The following is a 22,865-nucleotide window of genomic DNA, read 5'->3' as shown; positions in this document are numbered from 1 at the left end:
TGTGACCTGGCCGTTACTGACGCGCGACGCGCGCCAAACGTCTATCTCGCCGCGATCAGGCGGCCTGAAGGTGCACCTGTCGGGCGACTTGCTGGCAGTGCAGCGGTGTCTTGTGTGTCGTCTTCACGCGCGATATCCAGCCCGCGCCGCAATCCTGGTACCAGCGTTGGACGCAGACCAAGGCTGGCAATGGAGTTCGCGGACGGGTCTGCGGACAGGGACGCTGTGATTATGGAAGTATCACCTGCCCCCATATAGGAGGCCGCTGTTTCAGGCGATGTGGCGAGAAGCGGTGCGGCAGATGCAAGCAACTTGCGTTCGCGCGCCAGCGTCTTGTCAACGCGGCTGGCGTATTTTTCGCGCAGCTTTGGATTGTAGCTGTGATAGCGGGCGCTGGCAGCGCGCCAGTTACCGTGGCGGTCTTTTAGGCGTGTCAGGAACGATGCCGCATAAGCCATGTTGGCTGCAGGGTCGAAAGCTTCTTCGAGGCTTGTGAACGCGCGCGGATGGTAGCGCAGGTTCACCTGCATGCAGCCGATGTCGATGGAGCGTGCGCCATCAGCTCGCAACCGCCGCACCGCCCATATGGCGTCCTGCTTGGTTGCAAAGCGATAGCCTTTGCCATGTGAATTGATTGTCCAGGGCCACGCGGTGTGTTTGCCGTCTGGGCCCCGGCGTCCGGTCTCGACCAGTGACATGGCCTGAAGCAGGGCCTGTGGCATGTCATTGGCGCGCTCAACCTTTTGAGCCGCCGTGCGGCAGGCCTGCCAGTCAGCATCATTTGCCTTGGCGATATCTTCTGCGTGGCTTGCTGTTGCACAGAGGCAGGTGCACACGAATGCGATCGCCGCGGAAAAACCGCGCCGAGATGAAACAGTGCTTGCTGGCTGGCTTTTTGCCATGTGCCCGTTGTCCGCCCCGACCCGTACCGGAAACGGCGGTATTGGGCCCTTATGGTGCAAAATTGCTGGGTCTATTTTGCTGTCACAAAGGTTAACGGGCTCTTACCCAAGGGGATGGCCAGCCCATGGCATCCAAACGCTGGTATTTTTGTGAACACACATTCACCTGTTCGAATTGTGCACTGCAATCAAGGGCTTGCGGACTTACACACAGAAATGCACGTCCGCACGGCTGCTATGCGTTTGATTTTCCTGCATTTGAGGCGGAATGCCTTGAATTTTGTGCAGCGCAATGCCAGATTGTTGCAACGCGGCATTGCGAGCGCTCAGCCCGCCTTGCCGCTGCCCTTCCTGGGCGTTTCCTCCCTGAACTTGGGCCGTCTGGATTTTCCAGACGGCCTCTTTTTTTGCTCGGATGCGGGCGAGTCAGGATTGTCTATTCAGCGGACTTCTATTCGGCGGATAGGGCGCTGGGTGGAGATGTCGGGGCCAGGAATGCGCGGTCCATCAGGGCCAGGCGCGCCACAAACTCTCCCATATCCCGCGTCAGCCGGTTGAGGCCTGCAGCCCGCGTCACCCGGGCCTCGTCCATATAGAGCGCCCGGTTGATTTCTATCTGCAGGGCATGGAGGCCCTGTGCGGGGCGACCGTAATGCTCCGTGTTGAAGCCACCGGCATAGGGCGTGTTGCGTACCACCGAGTATCCCAGATCCGTCAGAATGCGTTCTGCCGTGTCGGTCAGGGCAGGCGCAGCGGACACGCCATAGCGGTCTCCCAGCACGATATCAGCACGTGACGTGCCCATGTCGTCTTCAAACGGTCCCGCCAAAGACGGCATCGAGTGGCAATCCAGCAGCACGGCGCAGCCAAACCGGCGGAATGTGGTTTCCAGCAGGTCTGACAACGCCTGATGATAGGGCATGTAGAGCGTGCGAATGCGGTGATCGGCTTCTGCATAACTCAACGGTGCGCGGTAGATTTCAGTGGAATCTGCAACAACGCGGGCGATTGTGCCCAGTCCGCCTGCAACTCGAACCGAGCGGGTATTGGCATGGGGCGGCAGCGCGTCGTGGAACATGGCCGGGTCGAGCTCATAGGGCTCGCGGTTGGTGTCCAGATAGGCGCGCGGAAAATTGGCCTTGAGCATGGGAGCACCCAGACGCGGTGCACCGGAAAAAATCTCGTCCACAAAGCTGTCCTCAGACCGTCGGATCGACAGGGCGTCGAGCCGGGAAGTGGAGAGGAAAGCGGGGGGGTAGATGCGGCCTGAATGCGGTGAATTCAGCGCAAAGGGCACCGTCTGGGTATCCGGTGCGGCGATGGTGAAGGGCGGATTGAAATCCTGGCGCGGTTCCTCATGCGCCTTTACGCCTTCGGTCTCGTTCCCCGTGCTGTCAGCTGACATTCAAGGCTCCTGCCCTTGCCTTATTCATGGTGCGAAATGTCCGGCACCTAGAGGAGCACGGCTGGAACCTTAATGTAGCACGCGCAGGTCGGGATTTAATGCCTTCGCCGCTTTTTTGGCGGATGCGTGTCACAAAAGCTCAGTTTTTGAGGCGTTTTATTTGCTGTCGGTGGCAGGCGCTAACTCTGCGTTTACCATTCGGTTCCTATAAACGAACCCATACCGGGGGCGTTGAGAAGCGTCGATTCGGTCAAAAAGAGCGGGAATTCGGGGGCTCAGACCATGGCGCGCATTTTGTTGGCTGAAGATGATGAGAGCATGCGGCGCTTTCTGGCCAACGCGTTGGAAAAAGCCGGCCATAGCGTCATTTCCTATGGTAGCGGCGACCTGGCCCACGAAAAGCTGATCGGGGATGTGTTTGATGTCCTTCTGACAGATATTGTCATGCCCGAAATGGATGGCATCGAGCTGGCGCGGCGCGCTGCGGAACTCGATCCAACGCTCAAGATCATGTTCATCACGGGCTTTGCCGCGGTTGCGCTTAATCCCGAGTCAGAAGCCCCAAAAGAAGCCCGCGTCCTTTCCAAGCCATTCCATCTGCGTGAGCTTGTGCAGGAAGTTGACCGGTTGCTCGCGGCCTAGGGCGCTTTTACACTTTCAAAAATTCAATCGGGAAGTTTCAGCTTTGGCTGTGACGGGTGGTTGCACCGCGTCAGCAATCCCGATATATGGTTCGCCCTGCTAGGAAACTGGCAGTCCAACCTCCTGCTGCGGCAGGCGAGGGGCGCGTAGCTCAGTGGGAGAGCACTACGGTGACATCGTAGGGGTCGCTGGTTCAATCCCAGCCGCGCCCACCATTTTCTTCTCTGCAGAGAAGGCGGTGGGAACCAAAAGCAAAAGGCGCTGACCAGGTCTGGTCAGCGCCTTTGTTTTTTTCTCAGCAGCATAAGTGGGCTACCACTCGATGCGTTCGATGCCCTCAAAGCTGATCTCGCTGCCGTCTGTCAGCGTGATGATGCCTGACGCATCTTCTGACAGATCGATGGAGTCACCGTCCTGGCTCTGGATGGAGCCGTCATCGAGGGTCAGGGTCCAGTCGCCGGATGAAAGTGACGTGCCGTCTTCGTTCTCAAGCCGGATGGTGTCGGTCCAACCGCCGCCGCCACCTTCGATTTCATCGGAGCCGTCGCCGGTGCCAAAGAGGAAGAGGTCGTTGCCGTCTTCGCCCTTCATTTCGTCGTCGCCGGCACCGCCGCGCAGGACGTCATCATCCTTGCCGCCCTTGAGCTCGTCGTCGCCAGCACCGCCGATCAGAATGTCGTCGCCATCCTTGCCTTCAAGCTTGTCGTCGCCGGAGCCACCGTCAAGGTAGTCGTTGCCGTCTTCGCCCTTGAGCTTGTCGTCGTCGGCACCGCCATAGAGGGTGTCGTCGCCGTCACCGCCCTTGAGTTCGTCTTCGCCGGCGCCGCCGCGAAGTTCATCGTCGCCGTCCTTGCCTTCGAGCTTGTTGTCGCCGGAGCCACCGATCATCAATTCGTCTGATGAACTGCCTTGTTCGTCATCACCGCCGTCTGCATAGATGACGTCATCAGGTGTCCAACCGTCCGGTGTGCCGGCATCGCCCAGATTGACATTCGTGCCGCCGCTGGACGTTAGTTCCACGTTGTCCAGCGTGAAGCTTTCCGTGCTGGATGTGGTTTTGCCTTCAAACTCGATAGTGACTTTTTCACCCTCGGGAATGTTGGTGAAAGTAAAAGTCTGTGTCCCGGACATGCCCGCGTCGCCGTCCTGGACCATGAGTTCAGTCCGCTCACCATCTACAACCGCATATGCCTTAAAGAAGTCGTGCCAGGAGCCGCTTTCTTCCATGTCGCCGTTCGCGGTGAGGTCAAAGCTTAGTTCAACGCCAGACTGACCTGAGATATCAATCTCTTCACTGCGCCATACGGCCACCGAATCGTTGTCGTTGCTGTCGTCAGTGGTCTGACTGAACTCATAGGCGTTGTTGTTGACGCCATGTTCCGACGAGGAACCGTACTCCGTCTGCTCGTCGTCAGTGCTCCATGCGGAAGACCCGTTGTCAGACTGCGTGCCATTGCTCAGGCCGTTGAAGTTTTCACTGAACAGCGTGACCGTCTCATCAACGTCAGACACATTGACGGTGAATGCTTCTGTGTAGGTCAGACCTGCTGAGTCTGTTGCTGTGACAGATACATCGACGGTTGCTTCAGATTCGTGGTCGAGGCTGACGCCGTCCTTGAGTTTCAGGTTGCCATCCACAACTTCAAAGCGGCTGTCGGAGACAGTGAAGGTGTGCGTGTCACCCACATCGGCATCCGTCACGCTGAGTGCGCCGATCACGGCCCCCGCAGCGTTTTCAGCAATCGTTGTGCTGTCCAGAGCCATGTCGGTTGCGGCTTCTTCGACGTTTTCCACATACACGTTCAATGTGGTCGAGGTAGAAGCCGTGGCCCCACCTTCAGACTCGGTGGATGTTGCCGTCACCTGCAGGGCTGCTGTTCCGGTGAAGTTGTCCGGTGTGGTGATGGACATGCCGTCCATGTCCCAGCCGGATACATCAACGGAAGTGTTGCCAGAGCTTGCGGTGAACGTGTTTGCTCCATCGGTCAGGACAGCGCCTTCAGGGATTGCGCTGATCGTAACTGCCAATGTTTCCGAGCCGTCTGTGTCAGTCAGTGATGCAGAGACGTCGGGAAGATCAATCGTTCCGCCTTCAATGCCGCTTGCGGCATTGTCGAGGGTTTCAACCATCTGGATGTTGTCGAGCATCATGCCGCGGCCATAGTCGGTATCCGTGCCGGCTTCGCGGAACTCGATTTCCGCTGGATTGCCGTCACCTGATAGCGTCAGTGTGTGAGACTGCCAGTTGAGGGCGCTGTCGCTCGTGCCGTCTGCGGAGATTGTGGCCACGACCTGGCCGTCCCACACCACTTCAATCTGGTTGACCGTTGCGTCATAACCAGGACGGGGCGCGTAGTCGAACGTCACGGTGTAAGTGCCGCCGTCCACTGTATCGACCGAACGTGCGATGTTTGGTGCATCGTCATAGGTGTCGGTTGGATCGTTATTCAGCTCGATGTGGTGGATTGATCCGGTTTCAGACCCGTTGCCGCCAGTGCCGTTGTCGCGCACTTCTACAACGCCATCCGACGACCAGCCATTCTGAGCGGAAATGTGGTCGCCGCCTCCATCTACGACTGACCCAGTCCAGCTCTCAAAGTCTTCTGAGAAGAGCGTGCGGGTGGTGCTGCCGACATCCAGGGTCGGAGCGGATGCAACTTCGTCCACATCGCCTACAGATATGTTGAACGTCTCCGTGCGCGACAGGCCACCGGCATCAGTGGTTGTCACGTCGATGGAAACAGTCGCGTTGGCTTCGTGATCGAGTGATACGCCGTCTTTCAGCTTCAATTCGCCATCGACAACCTCAAAGCGGGTGTCGGAGACGCTGTAGCTGTGGGTGTCACCGTCATCCACATCGGTGGTGGACAGATTGCCGATCACGGCACCTGCCGCGTTTTCTGCAACGGACGTGTTGTCGAGAGCGATGTCTGTTGCGACCTCGTTCACATCACCGACAGAGATGGAGAAGGTTTCTGTGCGGCTCAGGCCACCGGCATCGGTTGTCGTGACATCGATCGAGACGCTGTCGCCTGCTTCATGGTCGAGCGCGACGCCGTCTTTAAGCTTCAGTTCGCCGTCGACAACCTCAAAGCGGTTGTCGGAGACGGCGTAGCTATGGGTGTCGCCGTCATCTGCATCTGTCGTGGATAGCGTGCCAACGACAGCGCCAGCCGCATTTTCAGCAACAGACGTGTTGTCCAGGGAGATGTCCGTGGCCACTTCATTCACGTCGCCGACGGAGATGTTGAAGGACTCAGTGCGTGAGAGGCCACCGGCGTCGGTTGTTGTGACGTCGATCGAGACGCTGTCGCCTGCTTCATGGTCGAGCGCGACGCCGTCTTTAAGCTTCAGTTCGCCGTCGACAACCTCAAAGCGGTTGTCCGAGACGGCATAGCTATGGGTGTCGCCATCGTCCACATCAGTTGTGGACAGATTGCCGACGACGGCCCCTGCGGCATTCTCGGCCACAGTGGTGTTGTCGAGGCTGATGTCCGTTGCAACTTCGTTTTCGTCTCCGACGGTGATCGAGAACGTCTCTGTCCGCGTCAGGCCGCCTGCGTCAGTGGTTGTTACGTCGATTGAGACGCTGTCGCCTGCCTCGTGGTCGAGAGAGACGCCGTCCTTCAGCTTCAACTCACCGTCTACAACCTCAAAGCGGGTATCGGAGACGCTGTAGCTATGGGTGTCACCGTCATCGACGTCAGTGGTGGACAAGGTGCCCACCACGGCACCCGCGGCATTCTCGGCCACAGTGGTGTTGTCGAGGCTGATATCCGTCGCAACTTCATTCACATCGCCGACGGCAATGTCGAAGCTTTCGGTGCGGGACAAGCCACCCGCATCCGTTGTGGTGACATCAATGGAGATGCTGTCGCCAGCTTCATGATCCAGCGATACACCATCCTTGAGTTTCAGCTCGCCACCTACAACTTCAAAGCGCGTGTCGGAGACGCTGTAGCTGTGCGTATCTCCGTCATCTGCATCGGTTGTGGACAGGGTGCCAACAACAGCACCGGCTGCGTTTTCGGCCACCGACGTGTTGTCGAGGGCAATGTCTGTCGCAGCCTCGTTTTCGTCGCCAACAGAGATGTTGAACGTCTCGGTACGTGCCAGACCTCCCGCATCGGTGGTGGTCACGTCGATCGAGATGCTGTCACCAGCTTCGTGATCAAGGCTTACGCCGTCCTTGAGTTTCAGTTCGCCATCGACAACCTCAAAACGGTTATCGGACACGGCATAGCTGTGGGTATCACCGTCATCCACGTCGGTGGTGGACAAAGTGCCAACCACGGCACCAGCGGCATTCTCAGCCACAGTTGTGTTGTCCAGGCTGATGTCCGTCGCAACTTCATTCACGTCGCCAACGGCAATGTCGAAGCTTTCCGTGCGAGACAGGCCACCGGCATCTGTTGTTGTGACGTCGATCGAAATGCTGTCGCCAGCCTCATGGTCAAGGCTTACGCCGTCCTTGAGTTTCAGCTCGCCATCGACAACCTCAAAACGGTTGTCGGACACGGCATAGCTGTGGGTGTCGCCATCATCCGCGTCTGTGGTGGACAGGGTGCCCACAACGGCACCGGCTGCATTCTCCGCAACAGTTGTGTTGTCGAGGCTGATGTCCGTCGCAACTTCGTTTTCGTCGCCGACGGATATCGTGAACGTTTCGGTGCGGGACAGGCCACCTGCATCGGTCGTGGTGACATCAAGGGAGACGCTGTCGCCAGCCTCGTGGTCCAGGCTCACGCCGTCCTTGAGCTTCAGTTCGCCATCGACGACCTCGAAGCGGCTGTCTGAGACGCTGTAGCTATGGGTGTCACTATCATCAACGTCTGTTGTGGAGAGAGTTCCAACGACGGCGCCTGCGGCATTTTCAGCAACAGACGTGTTGTCGAGCGCAATGTCCGTTGCGACCTCGTTCACATCACCGACTGAGATCGAGAAGGTCTCTGTGCGGCTCAGGCCACCGGCGTCGGTGGTTGTCACGTCAATCGAGAGGCTATCGCCGGCTTCGTGATCAAGAGACACGCCGTCTTTCAGCTTCAATTCGCCGTCGACCACCTCAAAGCGGGCGTCGGATACGGAATAGCTGTGGGTGTCGCCATCATCCACATCCGTTGTGGACAGGGTGCCGACGACGGCACCGGCTGCGTTCTCAGCAACGGAGGTGTTATCCAGCGAGATGTCTGTCGCGACTTCATTCACGTCGCCAACGGCAATGTCGAAGCTTTCTGTGAATGAAAGGCCTCCGGCATCGGTCGTGGTGACATCGATTGCAATGCTGTCACCGGCTTCGTGGTCCAAGGACACGCCATCTTTGAGTTTCAACTCGCCGTCGACCACCTCAAAGCGCGCGTCGGAGACCGTGTAAGTGTGTGTGTCGCCCACGTCTGCGTCTGTCGTGGACAAGGTACCAACGACGGCGCCAGCGGCGTTTTCTGCTACGGACGTGTTGTCCAGAGAGATGTCGGTCGCAGCTTCGTTGACGTTGCTGACTGCAATGTCAAAGCTCTCTGTACGAGACAGTCCGCCTGCATCCGTCGTCGTGACGTCGATGGAGACAGTGCCTGCATCGTTGCTGTCGAGGCTTACGCCATCCTTGAGCTTGAGCTGGCCATCGACGACCTCAAAGCGGGCGTCTGAGACTGAATAGCTGTGGGTATCACCCGCATCGGGATCTGTTGTGGCCAGGTTGCCAATGACGGCACCGGCGTTGTTCTCGGCAACAGTGGTGTTGTCCAAAGCGATGTCTGTCGCAACTTCATTCACATCGCTAACGGCGATATCAAAGCTTTCTGTACGGGACAGACCGCCTGCATCGGTTGTTGTGACATCGATGGAGATGCTGTCGCCTGCTTCATGGTCCAGCGATACGCCGTCCTTGAGCTTCAGCTCGCCATCAACGACTTCAAAGCGGGCGTCTGAAACGCTGTAGCTGTGTGTATCGCCATCATCTGCGTCGGTGGTGGACAGGGTGCCGACGACGGCGCCTGCTGCGTTTTCGGCAACGGATGTGTTGTCCAGTGCAATGTCAGTAGCGACTTCATTGACGTCGCCCACAGTGATGCTGAATGTCTCTGTGCGTGACAGGCCACCCGCATCGGTGGTTGTGACGTCAAGGGAGACGCTGTCGCCAGCTTCGTGATCGAGGCTGACACCGTCTTTGAGCTTGAGTTCGCCATCAACGACTTCAAAGCGCGCGTCGGAAACCGCGTAGCTGTGCGTATCTCCATCATCCACGTCCGTTGTGGACAGTGTGCCGACCACAGCGCCTGCTGCATTCTCCGCAACGGAGGTGTTGTCGAGGCTGATGTCCGTGGCAACTTCGTTCGCATCACCGACGGAGATGTTGAATGTCTCTGTGCGTGACAGGCCGCCCGCATCGGTGGTCGTCACGTCGAGGGAGACGCTGTCGCCAGCTTCGTGGTCGAGGCTGACACCGTCCTTGAGCTTGAGTTCGCCATCGACCACCTCGAAGCGAGCGTCTGAGACACTGTAGCTATGTGTGTCACCATCATCCACGTCTGTGGTGGATAGGGTGCCTACAACTGCACCAGCAGCATTTTCGGCAACAGAGGTGTTGTCCAGGGCGATATCGGTGGCGACTTCGTTCTCATCGCCAACAGAGATGCTGAACGTCTCGGTACGTGCAAGGCCACCTGCATCGGTGGTTGTTACGTCAATTGAGACGCTGTCACCGGCTTCGTGATCAAGGCTGACGCCATCTTTCAGCTTCAGCTCGCCGTCCACCACTTCGAAGCGGGCGTCTGAAACGCTGTAGCTGTGTGTATCGCCATCATCCGCGTCAGTAGTCGACAGGGTGCCGACCACAGCGCCAGCGGCGTTTTCAGCAACGGACGTATTGTCCAACGCAATGTCGGTGGCTACTTCGTTTGCGTCACCCACGGAAATGTTGAACGTCTCCGTGCGGCTCAGGCCACCTGCATCCGTGGTTGTCACGTCGATGGAGATGCTGTCGCCAGCTTCGTGGTCGAGCGCGACACCGTCCTTGAGCTTCAGTTCGCCATCCACGACCTCAAAGCGATTGTCGGACACGGCATAGCTGTGCGTGTCGCCATCGTCTGCGTCAGTTGTGGACAGGGTCCCAACAACAGCGCCGGCTGCGTTCTCTGCAACGGATGTATTATCGAGTGCAATGTCCGTCGCAACTTCGTTGACGTCGCCAACTGCAATGTCAAAGCTCTCTGTCCGGGACAGACCACCTGCATCTGTAGTGGTGACATCGAGGGAAATGCTGTCGCCAGCTTCATGGTCCAGCGATACGCCGTCCTTGAGCTTCAGATTGCCGTCGACAACCTCGAAGCGCGCGTCGGACACGCTGTACGTATGGGTGTCGCCATCATCCACGTCTGTTGTGGAAAGTGCACCAACGACAGCACCCGCCGCATTCTCGGCGACGGATGTATTGTCCAAGGCAATGTCTGTTGCGACTTCGTTTTCGTCGCCAACAGAGATGTTGAATGTCTCTGTGCGTGACAGGCCGCCAGCATCCGTCGTGGTGACGTTGATGGACACGCTGTCGCCAGACTCGTGGTCCAGTGCGACACCGTCTTTCAGCTTCAGCTGGCCATCAACAACTTCAAACCGGTTGTCGGACACTGCATAGCTATGGGTGTCTCCATCATCGACATCTGTCGTTGACAGGTTACCGATCACGGCACCCGCCGCGTTTTCAGCAACGGAGGTGTTGTCGAGCGCAATGTCTGTGGCGACTTCATTCAGGTCGCCCACAGAGATGTTGAATGTCTCAGTGCGGCTCAGGCCGCCCGCGTCGGTGGTGGTGACGTCGATGGAAACGCTGTCGCCTGCTTCATGGTCCAGGGACACGCCGTCTTTCAGCTTCAGTTCGCCATCAACGACCTCAAAGCGGTTGTCGGAAACGGCATAGCTATGGGTATCTCCATCATCTACATCAGTCGTGGACAGGGTGCCGACCACGGCGCCAGCAGCATTTTCAGCGACGGTGGTGTTGTCGAGGCTGATGTCTGTTGCAACTTCGTTTGCATCGCCGACGGTGACGGTGAATGTTTCTGTGTGCGACAGGCCGCCAGCGTCGGTGGTTGTGACGTCGATGGAAACGCTTTCAGCTGTTTCGTGGTCCAGGGATACGCCATCTTTCAGCTTCAGCTGGCCACCGACAACTTCAAAGCGAGCGTCGGACACGGAGTATGAGTGGCTATCGCCAGCATCCACATCCGTTGTGGAAAGCTTGCCAATCACAGCACCGGCATCATTCTCGTCAACAGTACCGCCGACACTATTTGCCTTGATGGAGTCCAGATCAGCATTGGCAAACACGCGGACACCGGGTCCGTCAATGGTGCCAAGAAACTCGCCGCCGACACTGCCCTGGGTGCTGCTGGTCGTATGGCCGACACTCATTGTGTCGCCACCGTCCCAATCGCTGTCGTTCCAGTCTGTCTTGGATGCAACCAGGCTATTCGCCTCGGTCATGTCGCCGGGGGACAGCTCGTCTGAAAGCAGGAGTTTCAGTGTATTGCTGGCTTTGTCGAGCTCCAGGGCCAGGTTGTAGGATGTGGCGCCGTCAATGGGCACGCTCAGTTCCAGGTTGTTTCCTGACCCTGCATAGACGTTGAGCTGACCATCCTCGATCACGACGTTGAGGCCGGTGCCGCCACCGCCTGTTTCGAACAGGGTCTGCGCGCCGCTGGTGTCTTCTGAGGTTGTGAATGAAACAGCGACGACGGCTGAATCCGTTTCAAGACCCCGATCGCTGATGCTGTCGGAGGAGCTGTCGCCATCCTGGCCGTTGTAGTCAGCGCGGATGTAGTCGGGGTCGCTGAGCGTGATATCAACGGGTGCTTCGTTCACATCATCGATTGCAATCGTGAAGGTTTCGGTGTGTGTCAGGCCACCTGAATCGGTGGTGGTTACATCCATGGAAACCGTGCTTTCGGTTTCATGGTCCAGTGAGACACCGTCCTTGAGCTTCAGCTGTCCGTCCACGACCTCAAAGCGGTTGTCGGAGACTGTGTAGGTGTGTGTATCACCAGCATCCACATCAGTTGTAGACAGATCTCCCACAACGGCGCCTGCATCATTTTCGTTGATGGACGCGTTGGACTGTTCCAGCTGGATGACGTCATTGAGATCTGAATCAGAGAATACGCGAACGCCCGGCCCGTCGATGGTGCCAAGGAAGTCACCGCCAGTGTTACCCTGGGTGCTGCCTGCTGCATTACCAATACCCAGATCGTCGCCACCGTCCCAGTCTGTATCAGTCCAGTCGGTTTTTGAGGCGGCAAGGCTGTTGGCCTCCGTCATCTCGCCGGGGCTCAGATCATCGGACAGAAGGAGCTTGAGCGTGTTGCTCGTCTTGTCCAGCTCCAGCGCCATGTTGTAGGAGGTCTCGCCGTCAATCGGCACGCTCAGTTCGAGATTGTTACCGGAGCCTGCATACACGTTGAGCTGACCGTCCTCGATGACGATGTTGAGGCCGGTGCCGCTGCCGCCTGTCTCAAACAGGGTCTGCGCGCCGCTCGTATTGTCAGCTGTCGTAAATGAAATTGAGACGACGGCCTGGTCTGTTTCAAGGCCGCGGTCGCTGATGCTTGTGCCGGAGCTGTCACCGTCCTGTCCTGAAAAATCGGCAGGAGCAAATGTGGCGTCATCCAGCGCAATGTCCATTGGCGCTTCGTTTACGTCACCAACAGAAATGGTGAAGGTTTCCGTACGGCTCAGGCCACCGGCATCTGTGGTGGTGACATCGAGAGATACGCTGTCGGTGGTCTCGTGATCGAGAGACACGCCGTCCTTGAGCTTCAGGTTTCCGTCAACAACCTCGAAGCGCGCGTCGGACACGGTGTAGGTATGGGTATCGCCATCATCTACGTCCGTTGTGGAAAGTGCTCCAACGACGGCACCGGCAGCGTTTTCGGCCACTGACGTGTTGTCGAGCGCGATATCTGTTGCAACTTCGTTTTCATCGCCAACGGAGATGTTGAATGTCTCCGTGCGTGACAGACCGCCTGCATCGGTGGTTGTGACGTCGATGGATACGCTGTCGCCAGCTTCATGGTCGAGCGTGACGCCGTCTTTCAGCTTCAGCTGGCCGTCAACCACTTCGAACCGAGCGTCAGAAACCGCATAGCTGTGGGTGTCGCCATCATCGACATCTGTCGTGGACAGGTTGCCGATCACAGCGCCAGCCGCGTTTTCGGCCACAGACGCGTTGTCGAGCGCGATATCGGTGGCGACTTCATTTACGTCGCCCACAGAGATGTTGAACGTCTCGGTGCGGCTCAGGCCACCTGCGTCGGTGGTCGTTACGTCGATGGCAACGCTGTCGCCTGCTTCATGATCGAGCGAGACGCCGTCCTTGAGCTTCAGCTGACCATCAACCACTTCAAAGCGGGCGTCAGACACGGCATAGCTGTGAGTGTCGCCATCATCGACATCTGTCGTGGACAGGTTGCCGATTACTGCGCCAGCCGCGTTTTCGGCCACTGACGTGTTGTCGAGCGCGATGTCTGTGGCGACTTCATTCACGTCGCCAACCGAGATGTTGAACGTCTCGGTACGCGACAGGCCACCAGCATCAGTTGTTGTTACGTCAATGGACACGCTGTCGCCAGCTTCATGGTCGAGCGCGACGCCGTCTTTCAGTTTCAGCTGGCCGTCAACAACCTCGAAGCGAGCGTCAGAAACCGCATAGCTGTGCGTGTCACCATCATCGACATCTGTGGTGGACAGGTTGCCGATCACGGCGCCAGCTGCGTTTTCGGAAACGGAGGTGTTGTCGAGGGCGATATCCGTCGCAACTTCATTGACGTCCCCAACAGAGATGTTGAACGTCTCGGTACGGCTCAGGCCGCCTGCATCGGTTGTCGTGACGTCGATGGACACGCTGTCGCCGGCTTCATGGTCGAGCGCGACGCCGTCCTTGAGCTTAAGTTCGCCGTCGACGACTTCAAAGCGGGCATCAGACACAGAATAGCTATGGGTGTCGCCAGCGTCGGGATCTGTTGTGGACAGGGTGCCAACCACAGCGCCTGCAGCATTTTCAGCAACACTAGTGTTGTCGAGCGTAATATCAATCGCGACTTCATTGATGTCATCGACAACGACAGAGAAGGTTTCTGTGTATGACAGGCCTCCGGCGTCGGTGGTTGTCACGTCGATGGAAATTGTGTCGGCTGCTTCATGGTCAAGTGCAACGCCGTCTTTGAGCTTGAGCTGACCGCCGACCACTTCAAAGCGATCATCAGACACAGCATAGGTGTGCGTGTCACCTGCGTCCTGGTCTGTGGTGGAAAGTGTACCAATGACAGCGCCGGCGGCATTCTCTGTAACAACAGTGGCGTCCAGTGCGATGTCGGTCGCAACTTCGTTGACGTCCACGATGTCCAGGGTCACCGTCTCGAAATAGACATTGCCTGAGCTGTCCGTCACGCGCAGGGGCAGGTCAACAGAGGCCAATGCCTCATGATCGAGGACCGCGCCTTCCTTGACGAGAACGGCATTGCCGACAATCTCGAACATGTCCGATGAGCCGACGATCTCATAGGTGAAGACTTCACCTGAATCCGGGTCAATTGCGCTGAGAACCGCCACCACTGTGCCTGGCGCTGCGTTTTCAACGACGCCGGCATTGTCGAGCAGAATGTCTGTTGGCGGGCGGTTGACGATTTCCTCGTCACCATCGTTTTCCGGTACGACCGGCGCCTGGGACGCATCTTGTGCGGCAGCTGCCTGTGGGTCGACGGCAGAATCCTGTCCGCCATTCGGGTTGTCGGCCAGGCGCGCAATGCGATCTGTCAGCGCTTCCAGGGTCGAAATGCCTGTGGTCAGCGTGTCATCAAGGTCTGTGTTCTCAAGGGTGGCTGCGGGAGGAACGTCTGTTGCTTCAACCGGTGTTTCGGTGAAGGACGCCACGCCGCGCGTATTGCCAAGATTGCCATTGTTGTCGCTGGTGGACGTGCCTTCAGCGGTGATGCTTGAGCCGACGAAACTTGCGTCAGTATCCGGTGCGCCGACCACGCCGTCAGATGTACCCGGATCAATGGGGACACGTGTACCTGTATGAATATTCGGGTTTGCAGGGTCGCTTTCGCCCTGCAGGACATCGAGAGACCCATAGTCGCGTGCCCGCTCTACTGCCTCATCGCGGGCAGTCGCGTTCGCGCTATCCAGACGGAACGCTTCAGCAGCGTCGCTGTCTTTCTTAGGGGTGGGCGTGCTGTTGGTTTCCTGACCGTCAGCCATACTCGAACTCCTGTTCAATACATCCGTCGCCCGAAACTTTCTGGGGTGACGTTTTGTGAGAGGAGGTGCGCTTGTGCCGAAAAGCGCTCGGCAAACGGCGGACGCAACTTCCCTCAGTGTTGAGAAGAGTTTGAAACAACACCGGTTAAGTCTTGCTTTAAGGAACTGGTAAAGATCGGGGGGACGATTTCTCGCCTATTGCGTGTATTTACTAGTTTCCGCAACTCACAGGGTGTGTGTTTTTGGCCTGATTCCGCGGTCATTAAAATTTGAATTAACTAAGTTGAAAATGTTCGCGTTTACCAATCGGGGATCGAGAGAGCCCGAATTGGATTTTCTGTCTGTGGAAGAGCAAGCAGCCGATACCCCGCCTGCCGCTAAGCAAGGTCTTATGCGGAAAATGGGCTTTGGGGCTGAGGACAGCGAGAGCGGTGTCGTGCCGCCTCGGCTGAGCCGTGCTGTCTGGTTGTCTTCGCTTGCCATCAATGTGCTGGCTCTGGGCCTGCCGATGGTCATCCTGCAAGTTTATGATCGCATTCTGCCTAACGAAGCGCTTGGCACTTTCGGGCTGCTTCTGGGCGGGCTGGCCGTTGTGCTTGTGCTGGATGCGACTCTCAAAATTGCCCGTGCGCATGTTGTGGGCTGGGCGGCGGCGCAGTTTGAACATCGAACAGCAACAGAGCTTGTTGGGCGCTTCCTCTATGCAAGTCCTTCGGAGATCGAGAAGGCGCCTCCTGGCGTGCATCTCGATCGATTGCAGGCCATTGACACGCTGCGAGAGTTTTACGGTGGGCAGTCCCGGCTGTTGCTGGTGGATCTGCCGTTCCTGTTTATCTTCCTTGGACTGATTTTTGTGATTGGTGGGCCGGTGGTACTTGTACCTCTGGCCATGATTGCTTTGCTGGCTGTGGTATCCATCTTTGCCGGCCGTGCGCTCAAGGAGCGCCAGGCCCAGAGGGCTGAGCTTGATGACCGTCGTTACAGCTTCATCATCGAAGCGCTGTCTGGCATTCAGACGATCAAGAGCATGGCCATGGAGCCGCAGATGCAGCGCCGCTATGAGCGGCTGCAGAGCACGGGCGCCGGGTCAGCGTACAAATCCATTGTTCTGGGCAATCTCGTTCAGACTATCGGCGGCATCATTTCCAACCTCACGATGATCCTGATTGTTTCCGCCGGCGCGTTGCTGGTGATCGGTGGAACGTTGTCCGTGGGTGGTCTGGCTGCCTGCACTTTGCTGGGTGGCCGCGCGCTGCAGCCGCTGCTTAAAGGCATGAGCGTGTGGACGCAGCTCCAGAGCCTTGATGTTGCGCGGGCGCAGGTCGCAGAGCTTCAGGAAATGGATGCAGCACCTGAGGCTGAGCCGCAGCATATTGCGGACCTGGAAGGCCACGTGTCTTTCCGTGACGTGTCATTTGGCTATGGCGAGGATAGTGCCATTCTCGACAAGTTCAGTCTCATCGTGAAGCCCGGTGAAATGCTTGCGATTACCGGTCCGGAAGGCGACGGCAAATCAACGCTTCTCAAGATGATTATGGGTGAGCTTTCCCCGGACGATGGCCAGGTCTTCATTGATCAGCATGAAGCGAGTGGTCCCAGGCGCGACGACCTGGCGATGGACATTGCCTACATGCCCGCCATGGCGACACTCTTCAAAGGCACCATTCTGGAAAATCTCACAATGTTTCGCGAAGGCGATGCCATTGACCGTGCCCGCGAAGCAGCGCGGATGATCGGCCTGGAGGAAGACATTCATCGGCTGCCGCAGGGGTATGACACCGAGGTCAGTCAGGGCATCTCTGACGAACTGCCCGGCGGGATGATGCAGCGTATTGTGATTGCCCGCGCGCTTGCCCGTGACGCGCGTATTCTTCTCTTTGATGAAGCCAATGCAGGGCTTGATCGCAAGGCGGATACGCAGCTGACCGAGGCTTTGATGGCGCTCAAGGGCAAGATCACAATCATTGCCGTCAGCCACAGGCCGTCGCTTATTCGGCTTGCTGATCGCGTGATTTCCATCCGCAAGGGCCGCGCGCGTCTCAACCACGAGTTTACACCGCAACGGCAGGGTACTGACCCTGAAGTCGACATCGAAGCAGACGACGCTGCTGCGCAAGGCGCTGAAGAGACAGCTCAGGAAGCCGCCGTTCAGGCAGGAGGTGCTGCATGAGTACGCATGCGTCCGCGCCCCGTCTTGAAAATCTGTTGCATGGCGGCGCGATATCCAGCTTTCAACCCACATCCGCCACGGGCGCCTGTCTGGTGCCGCTGCTTCATGCGCTGGGCTGGCGTGGCGAAGCGCGTCATTTGGCAGAAGCACTGCCGCACTTTGCGGACTCTCTCGACCTTGCCGATCTGCGGATGGTGTTGGCCAATCTGCACTACGTGACTGTGCCTGAGCGGACCACGCTGTCTGATCTGCGTGCGGAGCTTTTGCCGTGTCTCTTTGAGCAGGACGGCAAAACGGCTGGCCTTGTGCTCGAGCGCAATGGGGACATGCTGACGGTGCTCGACGGTGTGCTGGGGGATGTTGTTGAGGTTTCTGCCAGCAGGACACTCGGCACGGCGTACTATATTCGCAAAGCCAGCGAGTCCCTCGAGGAGCAGGAAAAGGCGGCCCAGCGCAATTGGCTGGGCGATGTGATCAAACGGTTCAAGGCGGTCATCTGGCAGGCCATTGCCTTGACATTTGTCATCAACATTTTTGCTGTGGTCGTGCCGCTCTTTATCATGGGCGTGTACGACAAGGTGGTGGCCACACGGTCGCCAGAGACATTGGCATTCTTCCTGGGTGGCGTACTGCTGGCCGTCATGGCTGACGGCGGGTTGCGGCTGGTGCGCGGGCAGATGCTGGCTTATGTCGGTGCGCGGCTCGATATGCTCATTGGGGCTGCTGCCTTTCAGAAGCTGCTCAACATGCCCGTCAGCATGACAGAGCGTGCGCCCATAGGTGCACAGATCGCACGTCTCAAACAGTTTGAAACCGTCCGCGAGGTTTTTACCGGGCCACTGGCGGCTTCGGCACTCGACCTGCCGTTCCTGCTCATGTTCCTCGTGACGGTCTTCATGATCGGCGGCGTCATTGGGTTTGTGCCCGTGGCGCTCATTGTGGGCTTCACCATTCTTGGGCTTGTGACATGGCCCATCAGCAAGTCGCGTGTTGCCAAGCTGGGTGAGGCGCGATCTGCGCGTCAGGCATTCCTGATTGAAACCATCGAGAACCAGCGTGTGGTTCGTCAGTCAGGCAATGGTCTGCACTGGAAAACGCGTTTCAGAGACATCTCAGCCAAGGGGGCGGCGGCTCATCATTCTGTGTCGCATCTTGGTGTCATTGTTCAGACCTTGAGTCAGTCCATGATGATGGCGTCAGGTGTTGCGACGCTGGCCGTTGGCACCCTGATGGTCATGGAAGAGATGATGACCATTGGTGCGTTGATCGCCACCATGGCATTGGTCTGGCGGCTTCTCGCGCCTATTCAGGCAGCGTTTCTTGGGATCAACCGCATTGAGCAGGTCAAGCAGTCGCTGGCCCAGGTCAATCAGTTGATGCGTATTCAGGTTGAACGCGAACCCGGGCAGCAGCAATCGTTCTATCGCAGCTTCAAGGGCCGTATCGCCTTTGGCAAAGTGAGCTTCCGATACACGCCTCGCGCCGAGCCGGCGCTGGTCGGAGTGGACTTCGCAGTGAAGCCCGGCGAGATGATCGCGATTACGGGCTCAAGCGGGTCTGGCAAATCGACCATCCTCAAGATCTGTTCGGCGCTTTACATGCCGCAGGCTGGCGCAGTGAGCATTGACGGCAATGACCTTCGCCAGCTCGACAAGGGCGATCTTCGTCAGTCCATTGGATATGTGGCGCAGCGCACATCTGTGTTCCATGGGACATTGGCGCAGAACATGCGCCTGGCGCAGCCCACAGCCAGCGAAGACGACATTCAGAACGCATTGAAAGATGCGGGCCTTGGCGAATTCGTGGCCTCGCTCCCTGAGGGGCTTGAGACGCGGATGACCGATCAGTTCCAGCGGCGGATGGCTGACGGCATGAAGCAGCGCTTTGCGCTGGCCCGTGCCTACGTCAAGAACGCGCCCATTTACCTTCTTGATGAGCCAGCCAACAACCTGGACGACGAAGGGGACGAGCTTTTGCGGGCAAAACTCGCAAAACTTAAGGGGAACGCTACAGTTTTAATGGTTACTCAACGCCCTTCCCATATGAAGATAGCTGATCGTGTTGTTGTAATTGACCAGGGTCGTGTGGCGCTTGATGGGCCACCTGACCAGGTGCTTGCCGAATTGTTCGGGGGCTAGACGTGAAACTGGGTCTTCATAGACTTAAGCGCCGTATGCTAGGTGCGCCGGATGAAAAACTCCTGGCGTTGCCGCTTGCGCTTGAGGAAGGCAAAGCGCCACGGGTTGCGAGCCTCATTCTTACGGTCGTCAGTCTGTTTGTCGGGATGGCTATTGTCTGGGCATCTTTGACGACTGTTCGCGAGCTTGCGGTTGCTGCGGGCCAGGTAGAACCGGCCGGGTCGGTGCTGACAGTCAAACATCTTGAAGGCGGGATTGTCGGCGACATTCTGGTGAGCAATGGCGCACTTGTGGAAGCAGGTGACGCACTGGTTCAGTTCCAGCCAGCGCTTGCTGGTGCGGATCTTGATCAGGCTCGCGCAAAGGCCGCGTCTCTTGAGCTCACTGCCGAGCGTCAGGAAGCCTTTGTGAATGAGCAGGAGCCTGCGTTCGAAGTAGATCCCGAGTTCCGGCATCTTGCACACGAGCAGATGGAAGCCTGGGAACTGCAGGTAGCATCCCGCGCCGAGCAGCGCGGCGTTGCGCGTTCACGTATCGCGCAGCGTAAGGCTGAACTGTCATCGCTGGAACGGCGCGTCACAAACCTTGAGACACAAGTCAGCATTCTTGAAGAACAGATGGATATGCGTCGTGGTCTTCTTGAAAAAGGGCTTGTGTCCCGCATTGCTTTTCTTGAAAGCCAGCGGGCGGTTGAGCAGACACGCGGTGAACTGATCACAACACAGGGGCGGGTCGCTGAAGTGGAGCAGGCCATGCTCGAGTCCGAGCTTAGCCTCAAGGAAATTGATGCCCGACTGCTTGATGAAGCCAAGCGCGACCGGGCACGGGCTCTTGGCGAACTTGAAGAAGTGAACAATCAGATTGCAAAAGCCCAGGATCGCGTAAAGCGCCTGGCCTTGCGTGCACCTGCGCGTGGCATTGTGAAAGGCCTGACGGTCAAGTCAGTTGGTGATGTTGTGCGGCCGGGCGATCCGGTTCTGGAAATCGTACCTCTTGATGATGAGCTTGTTGCTCAGGTTGAGGTTGATCCCAAGGACATTGGTCATGTGTCTGTTGGTGACCGCGCGCTTGTGCGTGTCACGACCTATGATCCTGCGCGTTTCGGTGCGCTTGAAGGCAGTGTAAGCAAAATTTCTGCTTCTACATTTGAGGATGAGCGCGGGGAGCATTTCTATCACGCGACCATCAAGCTGGACCGCAATTTTGTGGGTAGCGAGCTTGCCAAGCATCTGGTGCTGCCGGGCATGGTGGTCAATGCGGAAATCGTAACCGGCTCGAAGTCGATCGTGCGTTACCTGCTCAAGCCGGTGTTCCGCTCCCTCGATACGGCATTCTCCGAGCGCTAGCGTTCACCGTTTCATAGTCACTCCAGTTTGCCTTCGATTGCGGTCAGTCTTGCGACTGCAAATCTGGCTGGACATCGGTTTGCTCTTGTTGAATTATGGTCATAATCTAATAAGAGGAATGGTACTGGTGTCTTCTCAGTTTGATGGTTTTCCCGAAGGTCTTCCAACATTTTTGTCTGAGCTACAGGCAAACAATAAAAAGGCTTGGTTTGATGCACATCGAGCCGAGTACGACGACCTGTATATTGGTCCGGCCAAAGCGTTTGTTGCGGCTATGGCAGGACCCTTGGCGAAGGCGGTTCCTGGAGCCAATGCAGAAGCGCGGGTGAACGGATCGATCATGCGCATCAACAAGGATGTTCGGTTCTCCAAGGACAAGACGCCTTACAAACCGCATCTGTCTCTCATGTTTCCGGTGGGAGATGCGTTTGACCGTAAGTCGCCGGCCCTGTGGTTCCGCATTTCACCAACGCAGCTGCATCTTGGATGCGGCATGATGGATTTCGGGCCGACCGGCCTTAAGACCTATCGAGACACGATTGCGGATCCAAAAAAGGCAAAGGCGTTTGCATCCATCATATCCAAGGCGCATGAGGCAGGCGGCTGGGAACGTGGGACGCCCAAATACAAGACAGTGCCGCGCGGATACCCAGCCGTGAAAGAAGCCGGTGGCATTCAAGCAGATTTGATCCGCCACTCTGGCTTTCACATGGGTACGCAGGAGCCTCATCCAAAACAGCTGTTCACGCCGACCGCTGTGGACTTTGTGTGTGGTCGATTGAAGACCTTGAAGCCCGTGGCTCAGTGGCTGTCCAAAACCATTGGATCAGCACACTGAGCTATAGGCTATTGGGAGCTTCAGGCCATTTGTTATGGCGCGACATTCGACATGATGATGGAGCCGGAGGCTGCAAACATGCCGCCGACGCCGTGACACATAGAGATTTCAGCACCCTCCACCTGTGCGGGCGCTATGCCGCGCATCTGCCGCACGCTCTCCTGCAGGGCATACATGCCGTACATGCCTGAATGCATGTAGGAGAGACCACCCCCATTGGTGTTGAGGGGCAGTTTGCCACCCGGGCGGGTGTTGCCTTCCGCTATGAAGGCACCAGCCTCACCGCGGTCGCAGAACCCAAGATCCTCAAGGCCATAGAGCGGCAGGTGTGCAAAGGCGTCATAGATCATCAGATGGTCAATATCGTTGTGACTCACGCCTGCGGATGCCAAGGCCGCGGGACCTGCCACGCGGAAGGCGCGTGACGTGGTGAAGTCCTCCATCTGACTGACCATGGGGGTTTCAGTGCTTTCGCCGGTGCCAAGGATGTAAACCGGCTTGTTGGGAAAATCCTTGGCGCGGTCTGCTGACGTTATGATCAACGCACCACCGCCATCGGTCACGAGGCAACACATGAGAAGCCGGAAGGGCCATGCGATCATCCGGGAGTTGAGAACATCATCAACATTGATCGGGTCCTTCATATAGGCGCGCGGGTTCTTTGCGGCCCATTCACGTTGAACGACGGCCACTGACGCGAGCTGCTCCATGGTGGTGCCGGTGTCCTTCAGATATCGCAGCACCGGGATCGTGAACATGGAGGGCGGTCCCATGACGCCATAGGGCACTTCAAACTGGCCGTTGAGACTGGTAGGACCACGACCGCCGCCGCGGTTGACGCCGACCCGGCTCTTGCCGCTTTCACCGTGGGTGACGAGCACCGTTGTGCACAATCCTGCTTCAATGGCGGCCATGGCATGGCGCACATGCAGCATGAAGGAACAGCCGCCGACGGATGTGCCGTCCACCCAGGTGGGCGTGATGCCCAGATAGTAGGCGAGGGTGCCGGGGTTCTCGCCGGCGGTGGCAACGCCGTCAATGTCGGAGATTTTGAGGCCTGCATCGTCAAGGGCATTGAGCGCTGCATCCGCATGCAGCATCAGCTCTGACAGATGCGGTATCTTGCCAAGGTCGGTTGTTTCAGCCGCGCCGACGATCGCTGTTGTTTTCTGTCCCAT

The 22,865-nt window shown here is 57.7% G+C and carries 9 protein-coding genes and 1 tRNA gene; 6 read left to right on the top strand and 4 right to left on the bottom strand.

Annotation, left to right across the window (positions count from 1 at the left end; all coding sequences use genetic code 11):
• Positions 1-41: 41 nt before the first annotated feature.
• Positions 42-836 carry a lysozyme family protein gene (locus ABXH05_RS03600; RefSeq protein ID WP_353559813.1) on the bottom strand — a complete coding sequence of 265 codons (795 nt, stop codon included), beginning with the start codon at positions 834-836 and terminating at the stop codon, positions 42-44.
• A gap of 517 nt (positions 837-1,353) precedes the next feature.
• A complete protein-coding gene (locus tag ABXH05_RS03595; RefSeq protein ID WP_353559812.1) occupies positions 1,354-2,307 on the bottom strand; it encodes an N-formylglutamate amidohydrolase in 954 nt (317 codons plus the stop codon).
• Positions 2,308-2,589: 282 nt separating this feature from the next.
• On the opposite strand from ABXH05_RS03595, the gene cpdR reads away from it, so the two are divergent.
• Entirely contained in the window at positions 2,590-2,949 is a 360-nt protein-coding gene (gene cpdR / locus ABXH05_RS03590; protein ID WP_043949788.1) for a cell cycle two-component system response regulator CpdR, read from the top strand.
• A 140-nt stretch (positions 2,950-3,089) separates the two neighbouring features.
• A tRNA-Val gene (locus ABXH05_RS03585) sits at positions 3,090-3,164 on the top strand.
• Positions 3,165-3,261: 97 nt separating this feature from the next.
• Here ABXH05_RS03585 and ABXH05_RS03580 read toward each other — a convergent pair.
• Positions 3,262-15,195, bottom strand: a complete 11,934-nt coding sequence (locus ABXH05_RS03580) for a hypothetical protein (protein WP_353559811.1) — start codon at positions 15,193-15,195, stop codon at positions 3,262-3,264.
• A gap of 328 nt (positions 15,196-15,523) precedes the next feature.
• Here ABXH05_RS03580 and ABXH05_RS03575 point away from each other — a divergent pair, with 328 nt between their 5' ends.
• From ABXH05_RS03575 to ABXH05_RS03560, 4 genes are all read left to right on the top strand, one after another.
• A complete protein-coding gene (locus ABXH05_RS03575; protein WP_353559810.1) occupies positions 15,524-17,365 on the top strand; it encodes a peptidase domain-containing ABC transporter in 1,842 nt (613 codons plus the stop codon).
• Positions 17,362-19,503, top strand: coding sequence for a peptidase domain-containing ABC transporter (locus ABXH05_RS03570; RefSeq protein ID WP_353559809.1), 2,142 nt, complete (start codon positions 17,362-17,364; stop codon positions 19,501-19,503). Before ABXH05_RS03575 ends, ABXH05_RS03570 begins: the two co-directional genes overlap by 4 nt.
• Positions 19,504-19,538: 35 nt before the next feature.
• Entirely contained in the window at positions 19,539-20,849 is a 1,311-nt protein-coding gene (locus ABXH05_RS03565) for an HlyD family type I secretion periplasmic adaptor subunit (RefSeq protein WP_353559808.1), read from the top strand.
• Between the two features lie 127 nt (positions 20,850-20,976).
• The gene (locus ABXH05_RS03560; RefSeq protein WP_353559807.1) at positions 20,977-21,687 is read left to right on the top strand and encodes a DUF2461 domain-containing protein; all 711 of its coding nucleotides are present in this window, start codon (positions 20,977-20,979) and stop codon (positions 21,685-21,687) included.
• Between the two features lie 32 nt (positions 21,688-21,719).
• Here the strand turns inward: ABXH05_RS03560 and ABXH05_RS03555 are convergent, their stop codons facing one another.
• Positions 21,720-22,865, bottom strand: coding sequence for a thiolase C-terminal domain-containing protein (locus tag ABXH05_RS03555; protein WP_353559806.1), 1,146 nt, complete (start codon positions 22,863-22,865; stop codon positions 21,720-21,722).

Origin of the sequence: Pyruvatibacter sp. HU-CL02332, assembly GCF_040362765.1 — a bacterium.
Taxonomy (GTDB): Bacteria; Pseudomonadota; Alphaproteobacteria; order CGMCC-115125; family CGMCC-115125; genus Pyruvatibacter.
Note: the sequence above shows the minus strand (reverse complement) of the source record. Positions and strands in the feature narration are given on the sequence as shown.

Excerpts from the sequence above, each read along its gene's own strand:
- ABXH05_RS03595 (WP_353559812.1), bottom strand. The coding sequence starts at position 2,307 with ATGTCAGCTGACAGCACGGGGAACGAGACCGAAGGCGTAAAGGCGCAT.
- cpdR (WP_043949788.1), top strand. The coding sequence starts at position 2,590 with ATGGCGCGCATTTTGTTGGCTGAAGATGATGAGAGCATGCGGCGCTTT.
- ABXH05_RS03580 (WP_353559811.1), bottom strand. The coding sequence starts at position 15,195 with ATGGCTGACGGTCAGGAAACCAACAGCACGCCCACCCCTAAGAAAGAC.
- ABXH05_RS03570 (WP_353559809.1), top strand. The coding sequence starts at position 17,362 with ATGAGTACGCATGCGTCCGCGCCCCGTCTTGAAAATCTGTTGCATGGC.
- ABXH05_RS03565 (WP_353559808.1), top strand. The coding sequence starts at position 19,539 with ATGCTAGGTGCGCCGGATGAAAAACTCCTGGCGTTGCCGCTTGCGCTT.
- ABXH05_RS03555 (WP_353559806.1), bottom strand. The coding sequence starts at position 22,865 with ATGGGACAGAAAACAACAGCGATCGTCGGCGCGGCTGAAACAACCGAC.